The sequence below is a fragment of the Brevibacillus brevis genome, from assembly GCF_022026395.1.
Classification (GTDB): Bacteria; Bacillota; Bacilli; order Brevibacillales; family Brevibacillaceae; genus Brevibacillus.
Genome location: NZ_CP041767.1, coordinates 5123606 through 5140819 on the forward strand (window position 1 = coordinate 5123606; position 17214 = coordinate 5140819).

15 protein-coding genes are annotated in these 17214 nt (G+C 50.4%); 1 reads left to right on the forward strand and 14 read right to left on the reverse strand.

Annotation, left to right across the window (positions count from 1 at the left end):
* Together FO446_RS24345 and FO446_RS24350 are read right to left on the reverse strand one after the other, a co-directional pair.
* Positions 1-3651, reverse strand: a complete 3651-nt coding sequence (locus FO446_RS24345; RefSeq protein WP_237899330.1) for an AAA family ATPase — start codon at positions 3649-3651, stop codon at positions 1-3.
* Positions 3648-4889, reverse strand: a complete 1242-nt coding sequence (locus FO446_RS24350) for an exonuclease SbcCD subunit D (protein ID WP_237899331.1) — start codon at positions 4887-4889, stop codon at positions 3648-3650. The genes FO446_RS24345 and FO446_RS24350 overlap by 4 nt, the downstream gene beginning before the upstream one ends.
* Before the next feature lie 172 nt (positions 4890-5061).
* On the opposite strand from FO446_RS24350, the gene FO446_RS24355 reads away from it, so the two are divergent.
* Positions 5062-5811, forward strand: coding sequence for an inositol-3-phosphate synthase (locus tag FO446_RS24355; protein WP_237899332.1), 750 nt, complete (start codon positions 5062-5064; stop codon positions 5809-5811).
* A gap of 232 nt (positions 5812-6043) precedes the next feature.
* Here FO446_RS24355 and FO446_RS24360 read toward each other — a convergent pair whose 3' ends face one another.
* The 12 genes from FO446_RS24360 to FO446_RS24415 form a co-directional block, all read right to left on the reverse strand.
* On the reverse strand, positions 6044-6958 hold the full coding sequence (locus FO446_RS24360; RefSeq protein WP_221867819.1) for a COX15/CtaA family protein: 915 nt from the start codon (positions 6956-6958) through the stop codon (positions 6044-6046).
* Positions 6959-7080: 122 nt separating this feature from the next.
* Positions 7081-8016 (reverse strand): heme o synthase, encoded by a 936-nt coding sequence (gene cyoE, locus FO446_RS24365; RefSeq protein ID WP_237899333.1) that lies wholly within the window; start codon positions 8014-8016, stop codon positions 7081-7083.
* A 96-nt stretch (positions 8017-8112) separates the two neighbouring features.
* Positions 8113-8571 carry a DUF420 domain-containing protein gene (locus FO446_RS24370; RefSeq protein ID WP_232774056.1) on the reverse strand — a complete coding sequence of 153 codons (459 nt, stop codon included), beginning with the start codon at positions 8569-8571 and terminating at the stop codon, positions 8113-8115.
* Between the two features lie 43 nt (positions 8572-8614).
* Positions 8615-9487, reverse strand: coding sequence for a cytochrome c oxidase assembly protein (locus FO446_RS24375; RefSeq protein WP_173609909.1), 873 nt, complete (start codon positions 9485-9487; stop codon positions 8615-8617).
* 552 nt (positions 9488-10039) lie between these two features.
* Positions 10040-11482, reverse strand: coding sequence for an NAD-dependent succinate-semialdehyde dehydrogenase (locus FO446_RS24380; RefSeq protein ID WP_237899334.1), 1443 nt, complete (start codon positions 11480-11482; stop codon positions 10040-10042).
* Positions 11483-11506: 24 nt separating this feature from the next.
* A complete protein-coding gene (gene paaD / locus FO446_RS24385; protein WP_173609907.1) occupies positions 11507-12010 on the reverse strand; it encodes a 1,2-phenylacetyl-CoA epoxidase subunit PaaD in 504 nt (167 codons plus the stop codon).
* A 17-nt stretch (positions 12011-12027) separates the two neighbouring features.
* Positions 12028-12861, reverse strand: coding sequence for a 1,2-phenylacetyl-CoA epoxidase subunit PaaC (gene paaC, locus FO446_RS24390; protein ID WP_237899336.1), 834 nt, complete (start codon positions 12859-12861; stop codon positions 12028-12030).
* Between the two features lie 17 nt (positions 12862-12878).
* On the reverse strand, positions 12879-13211 hold the full coding sequence (gene paaB / locus FO446_RS24395) for a 1,2-phenylacetyl-CoA epoxidase subunit PaaB (RefSeq protein ID WP_015893218.1): 333 nt from the start codon (positions 13209-13211) through the stop codon (positions 12879-12881).
* 10 nt (positions 13212-13221) lie between these two features.
* The gene (gene paaA / locus FO446_RS24400) at positions 13222-14190 is read right to left on the reverse strand and encodes a 1,2-phenylacetyl-CoA epoxidase subunit PaaA (RefSeq protein ID WP_221867816.1); all 969 of its coding nucleotides are present in this window, start codon (positions 14188-14190) and stop codon (positions 13222-13224) included.
* A gap of 115 nt (positions 14191-14305) precedes the next feature.
* A complete protein-coding gene (locus FO446_RS24405; protein ID WP_173609904.1) occupies positions 14306-15133 on the reverse strand; it encodes a methyl-accepting chemotaxis protein in 828 nt (275 codons plus the stop codon).
* Between the two features lie 84 nt (positions 15134-15217).
* Entirely contained in the window at positions 15218-16405 is a 1188-nt protein-coding gene (locus FO446_RS24410; RefSeq protein ID WP_232774054.1) for an ABC transporter substrate-binding protein, read from the reverse strand.
* Positions 16406-16456: 51 nt separating this feature from the next.
* The gene (locus FO446_RS24415; protein ID WP_232774085.1) at positions 16457-17200 is read right to left on the reverse strand and encodes an ABC transporter ATP-binding protein; all 744 of its coding nucleotides are present in this window, start codon (positions 17198-17200) and stop codon (positions 16457-16459) included.
* Between the last annotated feature and the right edge of the window lie 14 nt (positions 17201-17214).

Here is a 17214-nt window from a genome sequence, read left to right on the forward strand (position 1 = left end):
CTACTCCATTTCCAGATGCAGCATGCTTCCTTTTCCCATCGGTTCTGCAGGTGTCACGACCAGACGACGCGGCATGCGCACACGTATTTCCGGAACGTGGCTAATGACCCCAATGGTAAAATCGTCCATGCGCAGTCGCTCAAGCGCATCCATAACGACCTCCAAAAGCTCCGGATCAAGTGTCCCAAAGCCTTCGTCCAGGAAGAAAAACTCCAAGCGTCCGCCACGCATTTGAATCTCCATTGACAGGGCTAGAGCCAGCGACAAGGAGGTCAGGAATGTTTCCCCGCCAGACAATGTGCTTACTGGGCGGCGCATTCCTCCAGCTCCCTCATCCCGCAAAACAAATTCGCCCTCGTCCCCGATTTCCAGCCCGTAGCGGTTGGCGGTCATTCGCTTGAGGTGATAGGAAGCGTCTCTTGCGATTGATACCAGTTTTTCCTCCGCAATGAACTGGACAAACGCCTTGGCTTCGAACAATTTTTTCAACTCTTCCAAGCGGCTCTGCTCATCCTGCTGCTGTACCATCTCTTTATGGAGTTCTTGCCATTTGTCATGATTTTTTTCCATGCGATCCACATGCTCTTTGGCGACAGCGACTTGCTTTTGCGCCTCCTGGAAGGCTTGCTCCCATTGATCCCACGCCTCTTTTGCGGTGGTGAGTTCTTCTTGTGTAAACGAACGGCCTGCTATTGCTTGTTGAAGCCTTTCTTCCTCATAACGAAGCTGCCCAGCGACTCGCGTGTAAGCCTCGACTTGCTCCTGTGCCTGAGGCAATTGCTCGCGCTCTGCATACCGCTCTCGTACATAATCGACAGTACCGAGACCTGTTTCCTGTAAGCCCTGATACAATGTCTCATGAGCTTCCGTGCGTTGCCGTGTGAGGATCGCGAGCGTCTCCGAATACTTGACCAGATTGTTTTGCACCGTTTCCCGCGCTTCGGCAGTTTCTTTGCGCTTTGTCTCTGCCAGCGTAACTGCCTGACGTAAACGGAGTAGAGTATCCTCTACCTGCATCAGACACTCCTGCGCAGTAAGTCCACCCGTGCGTTCCAGCCATTGAGCATGCTTTTGTTCCCACATGCGCTTTCTATCTTCCAGCTTTTCCTTCAGCGCCGCTTCCCGTGATTTGCCCTCTACCTTGCGCGATTTGGCGGCTTCTACCTGCATCATCAGCTTCCCGCGCTGCGTTTCTTTCTCTGATCGCACCTGTTGGAGTTCCGCCAATCGGCGATCTGATTTTCCGATTTCCTCGTACCGCTGTTCGATTTCCTCGATGGGAAGTTCATTGCGCTTCGTGTCCAGCTCTTCTCTAGATTGCTTTTCTTGTGTGAAAGCAGCGTCCAGGCGAACTTTATTCTCATCGATTGCCTTCTGTTCCTGCTCGAGCAACAGCGCGCTCCGCTCCATCAAGCGTTTCTTTTCCGCCTCTTCCTCACGCAAGACCTCCAACTGGTGCTGCAATTGCTCCCGCTCTGCTTTTAGCCGCTCTCTTTCCGCTTGCTTGGCAATCAGTTCCTTTTCCTCACGCTGATAGACGGCGAGAAGCTCTTCAAAAGAATCCACGATCCAAGGCTGTCCGTACCCGTGGCACTCTGCCTTGATCGCGTCCAAGCGCGCTTCCAGCTGTTCCTGTTCGGCCTTTACACTTGCTAGGCGCTCATCAAAAGCAGCAAGCGCTCCCTTTGCTGCCAACCAAGCTTCCTTGGTCTTGCCTGCTTCTTGTTCAGCCGCACGCAAAGCCTCCTCTGACGCTTTGATTCGAGCACGCAGGGTATCACCCTCCGTTCCCGCTTCAGATGCTTTTGTATGCTTCTGGTGGCCGTGTGGATGGTGCTCGGAACCACATACCGGACACTCCTTTCCTTCCTCTAAACGTTCACGCAAAAATCGCGCCATATTTTCCTGCTGCCATCTTTCCCATTCCTGTCGCAGCTCATCTCGTTGGGTCAGTTGACTTTTCACAAGCGCTTCGCTTGCCTCTACTTCCCGAGTCAGCTCCTGATTCCGCTCATCCAACTGTTTGCGCTCCTGGATGATGTGCTGAGACTTTTCCTGCCATGATGAGAAAGCCTGCAATACTTCCCGCCACTGGCGACCTACCTGCTTCATGTCTGCCAGTACATTTCTTGCTTTCTCCCATTCCGCTTCGCTCATCAAAGCCGTGTCGGATGGTGCTGCCAGCTCTTCTCTTTTTTGTGCCAAGCGATTCGCACACGCTTCCCAGCTACGCTTGTGCTCATCAGCTGTATGGGCTGCCGCCTGAATCTGCTGCTGAGCTGCGAGTTGTTCTTTTTCCAGCTCACGTACCTTGGCATAGTCACGCTCCCACTGCTGCTTCGCTTCTCTGGCTGCCGCTATTTGTGCTCGCCATTCAGGAGAGATCGTGACCTGCTTCATCTGTTCTTGCAGGTCCGCCCACGCAAGCTCCCAGTTTTTTAAGTCGGCTTCATCCTTTTCCAGCTGTTGCTCTATGTTGGTCAAGGCAACTGACACTTCGTTCCATTCACGTTCCAGACCTGTCCACTCTTCCCGGATCGCCTTTAGCTCCTCTTCCCACTCCTGTGCCTGTACCAGCCTGCCCTTTTGCTGAATTAGTAACGGCTCTTGTACAGCCAACTCGGCATGGACCTTCTGATACGCTTGCTCTGCCTCATCTACGGCTAAACGAGCACTCTCCTGTTGTTCGCGGCTGCGTTCCAATGCCGCACCGGTCGCATGCCATTCCTGATCCAAGCGCTCATATTGCTGGAGTAATGGCCACAGCCGAATACTTGACTCCCACTCGCGAATCTTTGCCGTTAGAGCTGCTATTTCCGCTTCATTTGCTTCCTGCTGCTGTAGTTGCGCCTGGACATGCAATAGCTCGTGATGCCACTGGTTAAGCTGCTCCAGCTCCTTGAGCTTCCCTGCCAGCTCCTGTTTTTGCTGGGTGAATTCCTGCTCTTTTTGCGCAGCTTCCTCCCACGTTTGTCTCGCCAGCTCCAAGGCTTCCGGGCCTGCGTCACCCAGAGCTGCACTCGCCAGTTGCAAGCGATGCATCTGTTCCTTGACCTGCTCCAACGCGTGCCGTACGCGCTCACTCAGCTTTTCCCCATAAATATGTAGGCGGAACATCCGTTGCAGCATTTCATTGCGTTCACTGCCCTTCAGCGTCAAAAAGCGGGAAAATTGACCCTGTGGCAAAACAACCGCCCGGGTAAAGTCCTGCAAAGTGAGACCAATCAGTGCCTCAATCGCGGCTGTCGCGGACGTGGCTTTAGACTCCAATACGACATCCGGCTCTCCGGTCAAGGCGCCCGACTGAATCAGCCTCACTTCCGGCTGTCGCTTGTTCCCCTTTTTATCCAAGCCAAATTCCCGTTCCACTGTATATTGCTTGCGCTCATCGCCAGTCCCCAGCTCAAAGGTAAAGGAAACGAAAACGCGCTGCTCGAGCTGATTCAGCACTTCTTTTGGATGGTTTCCCCCGCCCAGCCGGACGACCTGCCCGTACAACGCGAGCGTGATCGCGTCCAAAATCGTCGATTTCCCGCTTCCAGTCGGGCCAAATATCCCAAACAGTCCCGCCTGACATAGCATTTCGAAATCGACCTCTTGCATTTCTCGGTAGCTGTGCATCCCTGCCAGCTTCAATCGTATCGGTCTCACTCTTCTTCCCCCTCTCCTCCGGTTTCTGCCAATAGACGCTGGAACAAGGCCACGAGCTGCTCATCCGGCTCTGCTCCCCTCTTTCGTTCATAGAAGCGTTTGAACAATTGATCGGAGGTCAGCTCTGTCAGCTCGACACGCTGTTCCTCTTCTTCCTCACGCTCTTCTCTCACAACAACACGCTGTATTTTCAAGAAATCATCCGAAAGCTTGCGGACACGCTGAAATTCTGCCGGGTCGATCACACCAGACACATGCAGCTCCAAGTCAATCCACGCCCCTGCATCGCGTCCCTCTTCCAACCAGCGCTCGACTTGCTCGATTCCCTCTGTCGCCTTCCAACGTGCCAATGGCCGTGCGCTCGTCAAATAAATAATCTCCTCACGCACTTCTTGTCCCGGCTCCACCTCGACCAGTACGACTGCCTTGCTCTGACCTGCTTCAGAAAAGCTGTACGAAATCGGTGAGCCGCTGTAACGCACCAACGGCTTGTCACTGAGCTTTTGCAGTCGATGGAGATGGCCGAGCGCCACATAATCAGCGTTCTTCGGAAAAGCCTGCGGCGATACCGTCAACGCTCCCCCAATTTGAATCGGTCGCTCGGAATCTGTTTCCTTACCGCCCATGACAAACAAGTGACTCGTGACCAGGTTGACCGTATCCTCGCGAAAATGAACAGACAGATCAGCAAGCAATTGCGCAATACGCTCGGAAAAAGCAAGCTGCATCTGCTCTTGGGTAAAGCTTTCGCTCAACAGCTCCTTTAATCGCGATTCAGAAGGATAGGGCAATGCCAAAATGACCGCATTCGCGGCGCAGCCAGGAATCTTCATTTCCAGCCAAGAAGGGCCTCCCTGCACAATTTGCACGCGATCAGGCGAGGCTTCCTGTGTCAGCAATGGCGCTTCCTTCGGCAACCCCAACAAAACGATCCCGTGCTTTGTGGCAAGCGGAGCTGCTGCCCGCACCCGCTCAGGCTGGTCATGGTTCCCCGCGATCACGACAACACCTCGCCTGCCTTCCGAAGACAAGCGCTCCAATGCATCATAAAAAAGCTCTTCCGCCCAAGCAGGCGGATTGACAGAGTCGTACACATCCCCAGCAATGAGCACCAGGTCCACTTCCCGCTTATCAGCTATGTGACAGAGCTCGTCCACAAATGCCACTTGCTCAATGCGGCGGTCCCGCCCTTCCAGTTGCCGCCCGAAATGCCAATCGGCTGTATGTAATATCCGCATAGCTACTATCACTCTCCACGATCATGTGTTTGCTTTTCATTGTAACAAAAGACAGCGCTGTTCGCGGTTGAAATTTACTCCACTTTTCCGTAACTTTTGCTCCTGACTGCTCGTCTTCCAACTGAATAGGTCGTGATTGATCGATCTCATCCCGGAAAGGAGCTCGTTACCGTTGCGTAATTCCCGCCTGTTGCTCAACCTGACAGTAGGACTTGCCGCCTCCAGTCTCGTCCTCACTGCCCCCTCTTCTCTTGCCTCCAAGGAGCCTACCAAGACCCAAGTAATAGAATGGATTAACAAGCAAGCCAAAGATCCAGTTGTTTCCGACTACTTTGATTTTCAACTCGTCAATCTGGATGATGACCCAGAACCAGAAATTGTCGCCAAGCATAACGGCAGCGTACATATCGGAAATTTTTACATCTTGGATCAAAAACCAGATCGTACGTATGCCCTCATCGCGGAAGAGCAATGGAATCCACCGCACCTGCAATTGGATCATTGGGACTATACGCGTGAAGTGAATCACTCCGAGATCGACAAAAACGACGACGCTGAACCACGTTTGCTCGCAGAAAAACGAGTATTTGAAACCATCCACCATACAGGCGGCTCCGGCATATGTATCTACGAGGCGAATCTGTGGTATTTGGACAAAGGGCGTCTAGTCAAAGCATGGGAAGGGCTGCTGCGGGAAACGGTTTCCATGCCGGGTGGTCAACTATTCCGGACTGTCGGCAGTTATCAAATCCTTTATGACGACACTGAAAAACCTTTGCTCTACTACTGGCAAACAAAGCAAGAGCTAAACCCGGATACAGGTGAACCACTTCCGGGCAAACCTGAGACTGCTTTGCAAATGTATCGTTGGGAAAATGGTGTTTTTGTTCCGATGAATGTTGAAAAACCGTCTGGGCAATAGCCTGACGGTTCGGTTTTTAAATGCGTTTTCTTCTATCCGTTGTAGTGGGGAGAAGTGCATTTCCAGTCCAAGCGCCTCTCATGCCCTACCCAGCTATGAAATAAATGGCGGACAGTGAATCTCCCCTTGTGGGGCGGAGGCCGAAGCGTAGACTGGAAATGGACTTCTTCCCCCGCCGCAGCCACTTATAAAAAAAGCTGCCCTCCACGAATTAGGAGCGCAGCTTTTCCTCTTATCTTCTCAGCTTTTCATTTGTCGGTGACTTCAATGTCTGCAAACACATGTAGCTGATGATCCCAAACAAGATCGTGATAATCATCGAGTGAGTCAGCGTAGCGTACAGGTGAAGTTTGTAAATAATCACGAAGCCGCCGCTGAACACCTGCGCAACGCAAAGAATAAAGCTCAGGATACTTGCACCGTACAAGTCACGCCGTTTTTCCTTGAAATGACGTATACAGTAAATCATTGTCCCCAACAGCAAGAATCCCAACACCATCGCAGCGATTCTGTGGGCAAAATGAATACCGGTCTGTCCGTACAACTCTGGGATGACCTGTCCCTGACACAGAGGCCAGTCACTGCATGCCAAACTTGAACCCGTATGTCTGACATACGCTCCGAGATAAACGACAGCGTACGTATAAATAGCGACGAACCACATCCAGTTGCGGAAGCCTTTTGAGACGGTCGTTTTCACCAGACTTTGCGTTTTTTCTCGCTGATAAACAAACATACTCAACAGGAACACGCCTGAATAAGCAAGCAAGGAGAATCCGAAGTGCAGAGCCAAAACAGATGAGGACTGTGGCCAAATGACGGCAGAAGCGCCGAGAATGGACTCCACTACGATGAAAAACAAACCAAAAATAGCGAGATTGCGAACTTCTTGGTTGTCTTTGTAATAACGCCAGCAAAGTACAGAAAAAATCGCGACAACAATACCGGCAACACCCGTAATCAGGCGATGAGAATATTCAATAATGGATGCCAACGTGTATTCAGGAACCCATTTACCGTTGCACAGCGGCCAGTCATTTCCACAGCCGAGTGCTGAATCTGTCTTTGTAACAAGCGAACCGGCTACCATCACGATAAACATGATCAAGGTAGCAAGAAAAGCTAATGGCTTCAGCCATTTTCCCATAGTAAGTCACCCTGTTTCTTGTGAGGATCAAACAACACCTCGTTCTATGTCCTCTTTTACGATAATGAAACATCCCCTGCTAAGCAAGGGATGTTCCGTGAACATTTAGTGAGTGTTTCGTGTCAATAATAGTTGACCATGGTACTGATGACGATCACTGCACAAAACACTGTCAAATAAAGGATGGAATACCCGAACAGTTTGCGTGCCCATGCAAGATCATCCTTGGTTTTGAACCCTTGGAAAAGCAAAACCATGTACACAATCCCCATCACACCCATGACGAGCAAATACACATAGCCTAGACTAGCATGGACAAACAGCAGCAAAGAAGCCGGGAGCAACACCGAACCCCATAGCACCATCTGTCGCTTGGTCTCGGCAAAGCCTTTTACTACCGGTAGCATCGGCAGATTACCTGCACGGTATTCTTCTGTTTTCAGCATGGCCAACGCCAAAAAATGGGGAGGCTGCCACAAGAACAAAACCAGGAATAACAGCCATGCAGTCATGTCCATGGTCTCTGTTACTGCTACCCACCCAATTACCGGAGGAGCTGCACCTGAAATACCGCCAATCACCGTATTGAGAGTTGTCACTCGTTTCAACGGCGTGTAAATCAGCACGTAAAAAATGTGACCGATCAATCCCCAAACCGCCGCCAAAGGATTCGCATATACAGCCAACACAGTAACCCCTGCCAACAGCAGACCAATTCCCAAGATGATCGCGCTACGTGCAGAAATTCTTCCGGTTGCTACCGCCCGATGTTGCGTCCGCTTCATTTTTTTGTCCAGATCTCGGTCGTAGAAATTATTTAAAGCCGCCCCCGACATAATGACCAAAGCGGTTCCCAGCATGGTGAAAAAAGCCAGTTTCCAGTTCGGATAACCGTAGGACGCTAACCATAAAGCAGCAAAAGTGGTCATCAAGTTTGACAGGGTAATGCCGGGCTTCGTCAGTTGTACGTAATCCCGAAAGGTAGCTGGCCCTCCCGGCTGTGTCTGCGAAGAAGCATCGGCATCAAGCGATTCCTGCACGGTTATTTGCTGGTCCACGTTTTGTACCTCCTGTTTCCTTCTATCTGAACATCCGAATCATGACTGGATAAACTACCTACATTGTATCCAATGCCCCAAAAACTACTAAAACGATCACTTACCAAAAATTACATCCAGCACGCCAGAGGTCTCGCCACCTGGATAAATCCAGTACAGCAGCAGATAAACCGCAGCTCCTGTAATCGAAGTGACAAACCAGACAATGGACGTCCAAGGACCGATCTTCCGATGAGAAGCATAGTTTTTCGTGTAAGCGTACCTGAGTGTAATCAGACCCATCACACCACCTACTGTTGCCAGGACGATGTGGAAGAACAAGAACGTCTGATAGATTGGTTTGATGCTGTCAGGTCCGCCAAAATGCGTGTTTCCAATAAAAGCCGTTCTGGAAACATAAGTGATAAAGAAGATCGTGGCACAGATCGCAGCCCATTTCATAATCTTCACATGCTTTTCTACTTGCTTTTTCGCAATGGCGTACCAGCCAATCGCAACGAGAATTCCGCTAATGACGATAAAAGCCGTACTTACTGTAGGCAATATAAGCCCCATTTTTTCACCTCATTCAACAAACGTTTCTGCTGTTCGCACATATTTAAAAAGTCGGCTTTTCAGCACCGAAAGATTGATCCATCGGCAGGTCGTCCTGCTTCTCTGCCTTGTACCAATGGTAGAACACATAGGCCAGCACACAGCCGTAAACAAGCTCCTGTACCAGCTTCATAATGATCCCGCCAAGACGCTGATCATTAAACGCGTCCAGGCTCTGGAATAGTTGTGGAGCAGCTATATACGTAGCGTACAGCGGTTCCGAGGCAAAAATAATCAGCGCGCAGGCTGGCGTGATCAAGACACCGTTTGCAAAAACGTACGACAGTTTTTTCAATCCGGCCAGTTGTCGCTTGTTATCAGACAACGGACTCACAATTGGCCACCACATTGCAAATGCGGCAATCACGAGAATGACATGATAAAACGTCATCCACTCATGGTTGATCGCGACGGCATCAAAAATAAACGGAACATGGTAAAACGAAAACAGGGAGTTGAACAACAGCGCTGCCACTAACGGATGTGTCAAAGAGTTTAGGATGAGCTTCAGCGCTTTCGGACGGAAAATCTTGGCCAAAAGCCATTCAGGCATTGCCAGAAGCATGAGTGGTGGCAGAGCAAAGTACAAGATCGATTGTTGGAGCATGTGTAAACTAAACATGTAATGATGGCCGTAATAACTGATAGGGCTTCCTTGTGCAATGTAAAACAATACGATTGCCAACACAAAAAGCAATCTTTGCTTGCCAGTCGCCGGTGTAGCGTTTTCAAAACGTTTATGCATGGGACCTGTTACGAGAAAGTAGACAGTAGTCACGAGCAACGATAGAAGCATCACATCCGGACTCCATAAATCCGAAAAGGTTGCTGATCCGGTAGTCGGTGACATCTCGTGCATTTGATGTGCATTTCCCAAGTTTATATCCTCCCTTCCGAATGTGAAATCTTGGACGATGCCACTCTCACTTGGCGTCGTCATATGTACATTTTGTGTCAATATGAAATACCAATTTTTATCTATTAAATATTGCCCTTGATCCAATCTCCATTATACCGTTTATTCCCTTTTTCTTTGAAGACAAAAATGAACAAAGTGTTGAACAATACAATTCGAAAAATTCACATAAAACCTATTGTGAATTGAGTCATCATGGTGGAGGAGAAGAAAAAGCACAGTTCTCTCCGACACTGACACGCCCGCAAGGGGGATATACTGTCCGTCTCCACTTCCAAAAGGGGACCGTCGAGCCAAAGCCACCCTACGGGCGGAAGTTTCTCAGGGAAGAAGTGTTCGATAAGCGTGGTCCTCTTTTGGAAGTTCCGACTGGGTAGGCGTTGTCAAGGTCTACGAGCCCTGTGCTTTTTCTTCTCACCAGCTTTGTTTGTTCATCGGTACGTTTTAAAATCTTTCCCATATGAAAATAAAGAAGAGTCCAGATCTTGTCTGAACTCTTCTTCTCTTCTTATCTTACAAACCAAAGGAAACGAACTTCGTCTCCAAATACTCATCCATTCCGTAGCGGCCACCCTCACGGCCGATTCCGCTTTCCTTGAAACCGCCAAACGGTGCTTGTGTCTGGGTTGGCGATCCGTCATTGATTCCAACGATTCCGTATTCGAGGAGCTCAGCCATGCGGAAGCAACGTTGATTATCGCGCGTGTACACATAAGCAGCCAAGCCGTAACGTGTATCGTTTGCCATCTGTACGACATCCGCTTCTTCTGTAAAACGTACGAGTGGAACGACAGGACCGAATGTTTCCTCAAAGGAGATTTTCATATCCGTTGTAACGCCAGCAATCAAAGTCGGTTCGCAATAGAAGCCCTTTTCATAATCACCTTCAACCAAACGATTTCCGCCGTATACCACTTGCCCGCCTTTGTCTTTGGCGTCTTCGATATGCTCGAGCACCTTGTTCAAGGCACGCTCATTTACAAGTGGACCGATCTCCGTCTCTTTCTGGCGGCCATCCCCTACCTTTGCACGCTTCAGACGCTCTACCAGCTTTTCTGTAAACGAATCTGCGACATCCTCATGGACATACAGGCGGTTCGTGCAAATGCACATTTGACCGGAGTTGCGGAACTTGCTCTCAAACAGACCTTTTACGGCTGCATCCAGATCGGCATCCGGGAATACGATGAAAGGTGCGTGACCACCAAGCTCCATGCTGACGCGCTTCACTTGCTTCGCCGCGCCCTCCATCAGCAGCTTGCCGACACGAGTGGAGCCTGTAAATCCGATTTTGGAGAGCTTCGGATTGTCGATGAACTCCTTCCCAATCGATTCCGGATTTCCAATGACGAGATTTACGACGCCTTTTGGAAAGCCAGCCTGCTCAATCAGCTCAAACATGCGAATCGCAGACAGCGGTGTGCTTTCTGCTGGCTTTAAAACCACCGTGCAGCCCGCAGCCAAAGCCGGAGCGATCTTCCGTGCAACCATGTTCACCGGGAAGTTCCATGGGGTAATCGCCCCTACTACCCCTACAGGCTGACGCAGCACCATGATACGCTTGTTCGGAACCGAGGATGGGATCGTTTCTCCGTTGACACGCTTGGCCTCTTCTGCGTACCAGACAAAGTTATCTGCGGCTCCCAGCACTTCGCCTTTTGCCTCGCCCAAAGGCTTGCCCATTTCAGCAGAAATGATGCCCGCCAGTTCATCCCGATTGTTTTTCACCAGCTCGGACAAGTTGTACAAATATTTGGCGCGCTCGCGAGCAGTCAGTCGAGACCAGCTGGCAAACGCCTGATGAGCGGCATCAATGGCCTTGTTGGCATCGCGACCATCGCCGAAGGTTACAGTTCCAACTGTTTCACCTGTAGCAGGATTCGTAATTTGAATGGACTCGCCACTTTCGGCCGTTACCCATTCTCCATTAATAAACATTTGCTTGTACTCTCCCATGACTTTCGCTCCTCTCAATCTCTCTCAATAGATTGGTTTTAGGGCCTCAAACGGATTTTTGCAGTGCCGGCAATACAAAATACTTCGACAAGCAGCAGGACCAAACAAATTTTCTATTTGTGTATAGGGGGAATCACAGTAGGGACAGGCTACTTCCCATGTGTCTCCCGGTTTAAAGTCAAGCGGTGGCGGCGCGATGCCAAAGCTTTTCAACTTATCGCGAGCATCCAAGGCGATACGATCAGATGTCCAGGCTGGATCATAGACAAACACGACCTGAACCTGATTGATTCCTTCTGCCTCCACCAGCTTTTCTGTGATGTTCTTCTTCATGATCTCGAGTGCCGGACAGCCGACAAAGGTAGGGAGCACCTCGACGTGAACGACGTCTGCCTCGACGCGCACTTTGTGAATCATCCCCATCTCCACCATGCTGATCACCGGAATTTCGGGATCCGTTACTTGCTGCAGCAGTTCCCAGCATGTCGCTTCAAGCCCTTCATGCAGTTGCAGTTCTTCTTGCGCCATGAGAGAATCACTCCTTTTTACCAGCCTGCAGCCGGATCAATGCGATACACTTCAGACAAGGTAGCCAAAGCCTGCACGAGATCAGCAGTGTGTTCACCGTGACGGCCTCGCTCTTGTGGCATTCCTGGCTCACCCGGCCAGTCGAGTCCTGCTTTTTCGAAAATGTCTTTGGTTAGCGTCAGCCATTTTTGTTTCAGTTGCTCTTCATCTGCAATAAGACCAAATTGAACGATATCATCCTGGTTTGGTCCAAGATGAGGCAGCTCCCCGGCATCCTTCCAAACTTTTGCAATGGCTGCCTCCAGCCTCTGACGGGCATCAGCCGTACTGTTCGCCAATTGCTTCAACCAAACTTGCCAGTGCATCAGATGATAGCGATGCTCTGTCATCATTTTGCGACTGACCAGCGCGAGTGGTGCGTATGACGACTGCATAAGTGCCTCCAAGCGAACCTGCTTGTATAAGCCATAAACATAGCTGCGAACAATCGCATAAGCCCAATCGTAATGCGGATGATCGTTGTATTCGCCGTCGCCGTTTTTACGCTCTACCAGGATCGCATTGGAAAATGCCTTCGCCTTGCGCAGCTGTGCGAGATCGTCAGCTTTGCCCACCCCTAGCTGCTCAAGCATTTCATAAAACATTACGGCATGGCCCATCATGTCCTGAGACATTGATGAAAAGGCCACATCTTCTTCAATATGCGGAGCCAGCCCAAGCCATTCCGATCCACGATAAGCCAATATAAAATCGTCATCAGCAAGCTGGAACAACAGGTCGGTCAAGGCTTTTGCGAATGCCGGGTTTTGTTTTGCTGCTTCCACTGTTTCTACATGTAAACGGTCGCCCATGATTGTATCCCTCCTGCTTAACTGCCGTTGCCTGCATGCTTCTGTTTTTCTTCGTACTGCTCGCGATGGTGGCGCCATCTCGACTGCAAGTCGCCATATCCTTTGGTCTCCCGATAGCTCTTGTTGTCGAGTCTTTCCAGGAAAGGACGCTCCTCTGGCGGCAGTCCAAAAATGTCGTCGCGCTTGACTACCCACAAATTAAAACAAGGCTCGCGACGCAGGAAGTTCTCCCTCGCCATGCTCAAGGCAACTTCTTTATTGGGTGCCAACAAACTGAACTGTTGGACGAACGGAGCATTTACGCTTTTTTGGCTGAATACTTCGTATATGAAAAAGTTTTCATTGCTCATCCACATTCACCTACCCTACTTGTCGGCCGTACGACATAATCGCATCGCGCACCCATTTGGTTTCCTCATAAGACATTACCCGAAGATTCAGACGGTGAGCGGAGCGAGGTCCGTTCCCCTTGACGATTTGCTTGAACTCTTCCCAGTCAGGCTGTTGGTAGACCCATTTGTCTTCTGCCTCGTCGAAGTAAATCGTATCGTCTGGCACTGTGAAGCCAAGGTGGAAAATACGCGGCAAATACTTTTTCAGGAACACTTGGCGCAATTCTTCATTGGTCTGTGTACGAATCTTGTAACGCATGTTGGCTTCCTGATTGCTCGTTATATTGCCGTTTTCCGGTGGTCCGAAAAACATCAAGAGCGCTGGCCACCAACGATGGATAGCATCTTGCAGCATTTGACGCTGTTCATCGGTGCCTTCCGCCAACTCCAAAACGATGCTCTCCCCGTGCTGGGCGTGGAACTTTTCCTCCGCACAGATCCGATGCAGAGCGCGGGCATAAGGTGCATAAGATGTATCGAGGGACATCGATTGCGTAATGATAGCCGCTCCGTCAACCAGCCAGCCAATCACACCAGCATCAGCCCAGGTAGGCGCTTCCATGTGGAATACATTGTGAAATTTCAGTCTTTTTGTAAACAAATCATTCATGATGTCCTCGCGCGACTTGCCCAATGGCTCAAGTAAGTCTTCTGCGACGCGAAGCAGCAATTGACCATGCCCCATCTCGTCCTGGACCTTCGCCATAATCGCCAGCTTTCTGCGCAGTGTCGGCGCCTTTGGTACCCATTCTTTTTCCGGCAAGGCACCCATGATCTCACTGATGCCATGCATCGAAATCAGCTTGATCAACTGGTTGCGATAATCGTCTGGCATCCAATCGTCTGCCTCTATTTTTTCCCCGCGATCGATTCTCGCTAAAAACGCTTCCAACTTTTCGTTTTCAGTCAGATCGGCATGTTCGAGCCTCATTTGCATGGAGAACGCCCTCCTTTTATCAGATATGCATTATGGTAAAATTATAATACGTTTTTATAACGCAATAATAACATAACGTCATACGTTTTTGCAATACGCTTACATAGCGACTCTCCTATTCCCCGCGCCCAGTTATTTCTGCTGTCTTTTTCAACTGCTCGGCCATATGTCGCAGCTCTTGCATGACTGCATCCAGCTCCTGTATTCGCGTCGACTGCTGTACGCTGTGATTCATCGTCTTCTCCATTTCGCCAGTAACCGTTCCGACGAGTGCATTCATTTCATCCAAAAGTTGGAAAATACCCTTCGCTGAAGTAGCCGTCGTCTGGGAAAGCTGACGGATTTCCTCTGCGACCACGGAAAAGCCGCGACCAGCAGCCCCTGCACGTGCCGCTTCGAGGACGGCATTCAAGCCGAGTACATTGGAGCGCGTCGAGATATTCCGGATCAATTCGTTGATCTGGGTCGTTTCTGCAATTTTCATCTCTAATTGACCGGCTGCATCACTCAAAGTGTGACTCGCTTGTGCCAAATGGTCTGCATCCTTTGCCAGACTTTCTGTGTGCGAAGCGATATTTTCCAGCGCGTCCGTCAAGTTTTGAGCCAAGCCATGCAAGCGATCCTCTTGATCAGTCGTCACGCCTGTCGCCAAGCAACCGACCACTTGCCCGTTTTCCACAAGCGGATAACCGACTGCGATATAAGGGATGCCGTACAGCTCTTTGGAAATCTTCTTCACAACCCGCTTGCCCTCTTTTACCGCCGTCGCATTGATACTCCCCGGGCGCAATTCGTCTCCTACGCGAATCCCCAGGTTCAAGCCCTGTGCCGGATAATAAGCGAGAAACTTCTCTTTGTCAGTGACTCCTACCATACATTCGGACAAAAATGCCTTTTGTAAAATCGGTGCGACCATTAAGACGCTATTCAGCAATTGAGACATGCATGATCCTCCTACCCTTGTGATGAAAACAACGATTCCCCCCGCATTCTTTTTCACAACGCGGAGGGAACGAACTTTTTTCACTTATTTAACGAGCTGGAATTTTCCATCCTTCACTTCAACCATGATCATGCTGTCTTCTGTCAGACCGTTATGATCATCAGCCGTGAACTTGAATTCTCCGGTTACCCCTACGTATTTCACCTTTTCCAATACCTCGCCCAGTTTGGATGTGTCGCCGCCTGCCTGCTTCAAGCCTTCCACGAGCAGATTCAAGCCGTCGTAACCATATCCCGCGAATCCGTCTGGCTGTGTATTGTAAGCAGCTTGATAGCCATCCACGAATTTTTTGATGATGGCAGATTGCGGATCGTCCGCCGCTACTTGTTCAGGAATGAGCAGTTTTCCCGCTACCATCAGGACACCCTCGCCCGCGTCTCCAATCAGTTCAAGGAATTTGCTGTTCGCAGAGCCATGGCTGCTGATGATCGGAATAGTGAGGTTCAGTTGCTTGGCTTCCTTCACAATCGTAGCAGGTCCAGGGTTCGTACCTGCCACAATCAGAGCCTGCGCATCAGTCCCTTTGATCTTGGTCAATTGGGAGCTCATGGACGGGTCTTTTGTACCGTACTTTTCTTCAGCTACAATCGTGATGCCGTATTCAGGCGCATATTTTTGCAATTGCGTCGTCCAGCCACTTCCGTATGGATTGCTGTCATTGAGCGTAGCAATTTTCGTAATGCCTTTTTCCTTCAAATATTTGAAGATGCGCTTCGTTCCGTGTACGTCCGTGTGCGGTGTTTTGTAGATGCCTGCACGAACCGGATTGGTGATTTGGTCTGCCGCTGCCATTGAGATCAGCGGGAGCTTTTCTGCTGCAGCATACTCAGCCATCCCGAGAGACGGACCACTGCCTGAGGAGCCGAGTACAGCTACGACCTTTTCTTTCGAAGCGAGTTTTTTGATCGCTTTTACCGCTTCTGTATTGTCAGACTTGTCATCTTCAAAAATAACTTCCAGCGGTCGACCATCTACTCCGCCTGCGCCGTTGATTTCTTTTACCAACAGCTCTACCGCTTGCTTCTCCGGTACGCCGAGCGGACTGTTCGGACCCGTTAGTGAGAAAATAGCGCCGACCTTGATCGGATCCTTGCTGGCACCACCAGTGCCCGACTCTGCTGCTGGCGTGGCGCCGCCTCCACAGGCACTTAAGAAAACAAGTGAAGCGACTGCTGCCGGTAATAACCAATTCTTGAATGCTCGTTTTTTCATGGGTGTACCCCCTCATGTATGTGGTTGATCTTGATCAAACTGCTATGTTGGCTACACTGCTTCGTGGGAGCTACCCAAATAAGCAGATTGAACACGCGGGTCATTGCTAATCTCGTCTGCCTTCCCTTCCAGCATGACGGTTCCCGTACTGAGTACATATGCCCTGTCGGAAATTGCGAGCGCTGCGCGAGCATTTTGCTCGACCAACAACACTGTGGTGCCCCACTCCGAGCGAATCTCCTGTACAATCGTCAGGATTTCTTTGGCAATCAATGGAGCCAATCCTAGCGAAGGCTCGTCCAACAAGAGGAGCTGCGGTCGAGACAAGAGCGCTCTGCCAATGGCAAGCATCTGCTGCTGCCCTCCGGAAAGCGTTCCTCCGAGCTGCCATTTCCGCTCTGCCAAAATGGGAAAACGTTCATACACCGTCTCCATTTCTTTGGCAATTTCCTTTTTGTTCGTCTTGGGCATCCGATGCGAGGCACCCAGCCACAAATTGTCCTCCACGGTCAGCGTGGAAAAAATTTGTCTGCGCTCCGGTACATGCGCCATGCCCCGAGGTACCACCAGCTCCGCAGGGACACGCGTAATGTCCGCGTCACGAAACCAAATCTTGCCTTCCTTGTCGCCGTGCAGACCGCAGATACAGTTCAAAAGCGTCGTTTTGCCCGCCCCATTTGCGCCTAACAGGGAGACGATTTCTCCCTCATTCACCTGCAGGTTAATGCCGTGCAGCACTTCTACCGGGCCGTAGCGAGCCGTGATGTTGTCTACTGTAAGGACTATCTTCCCCATCATGTTCCACCTCT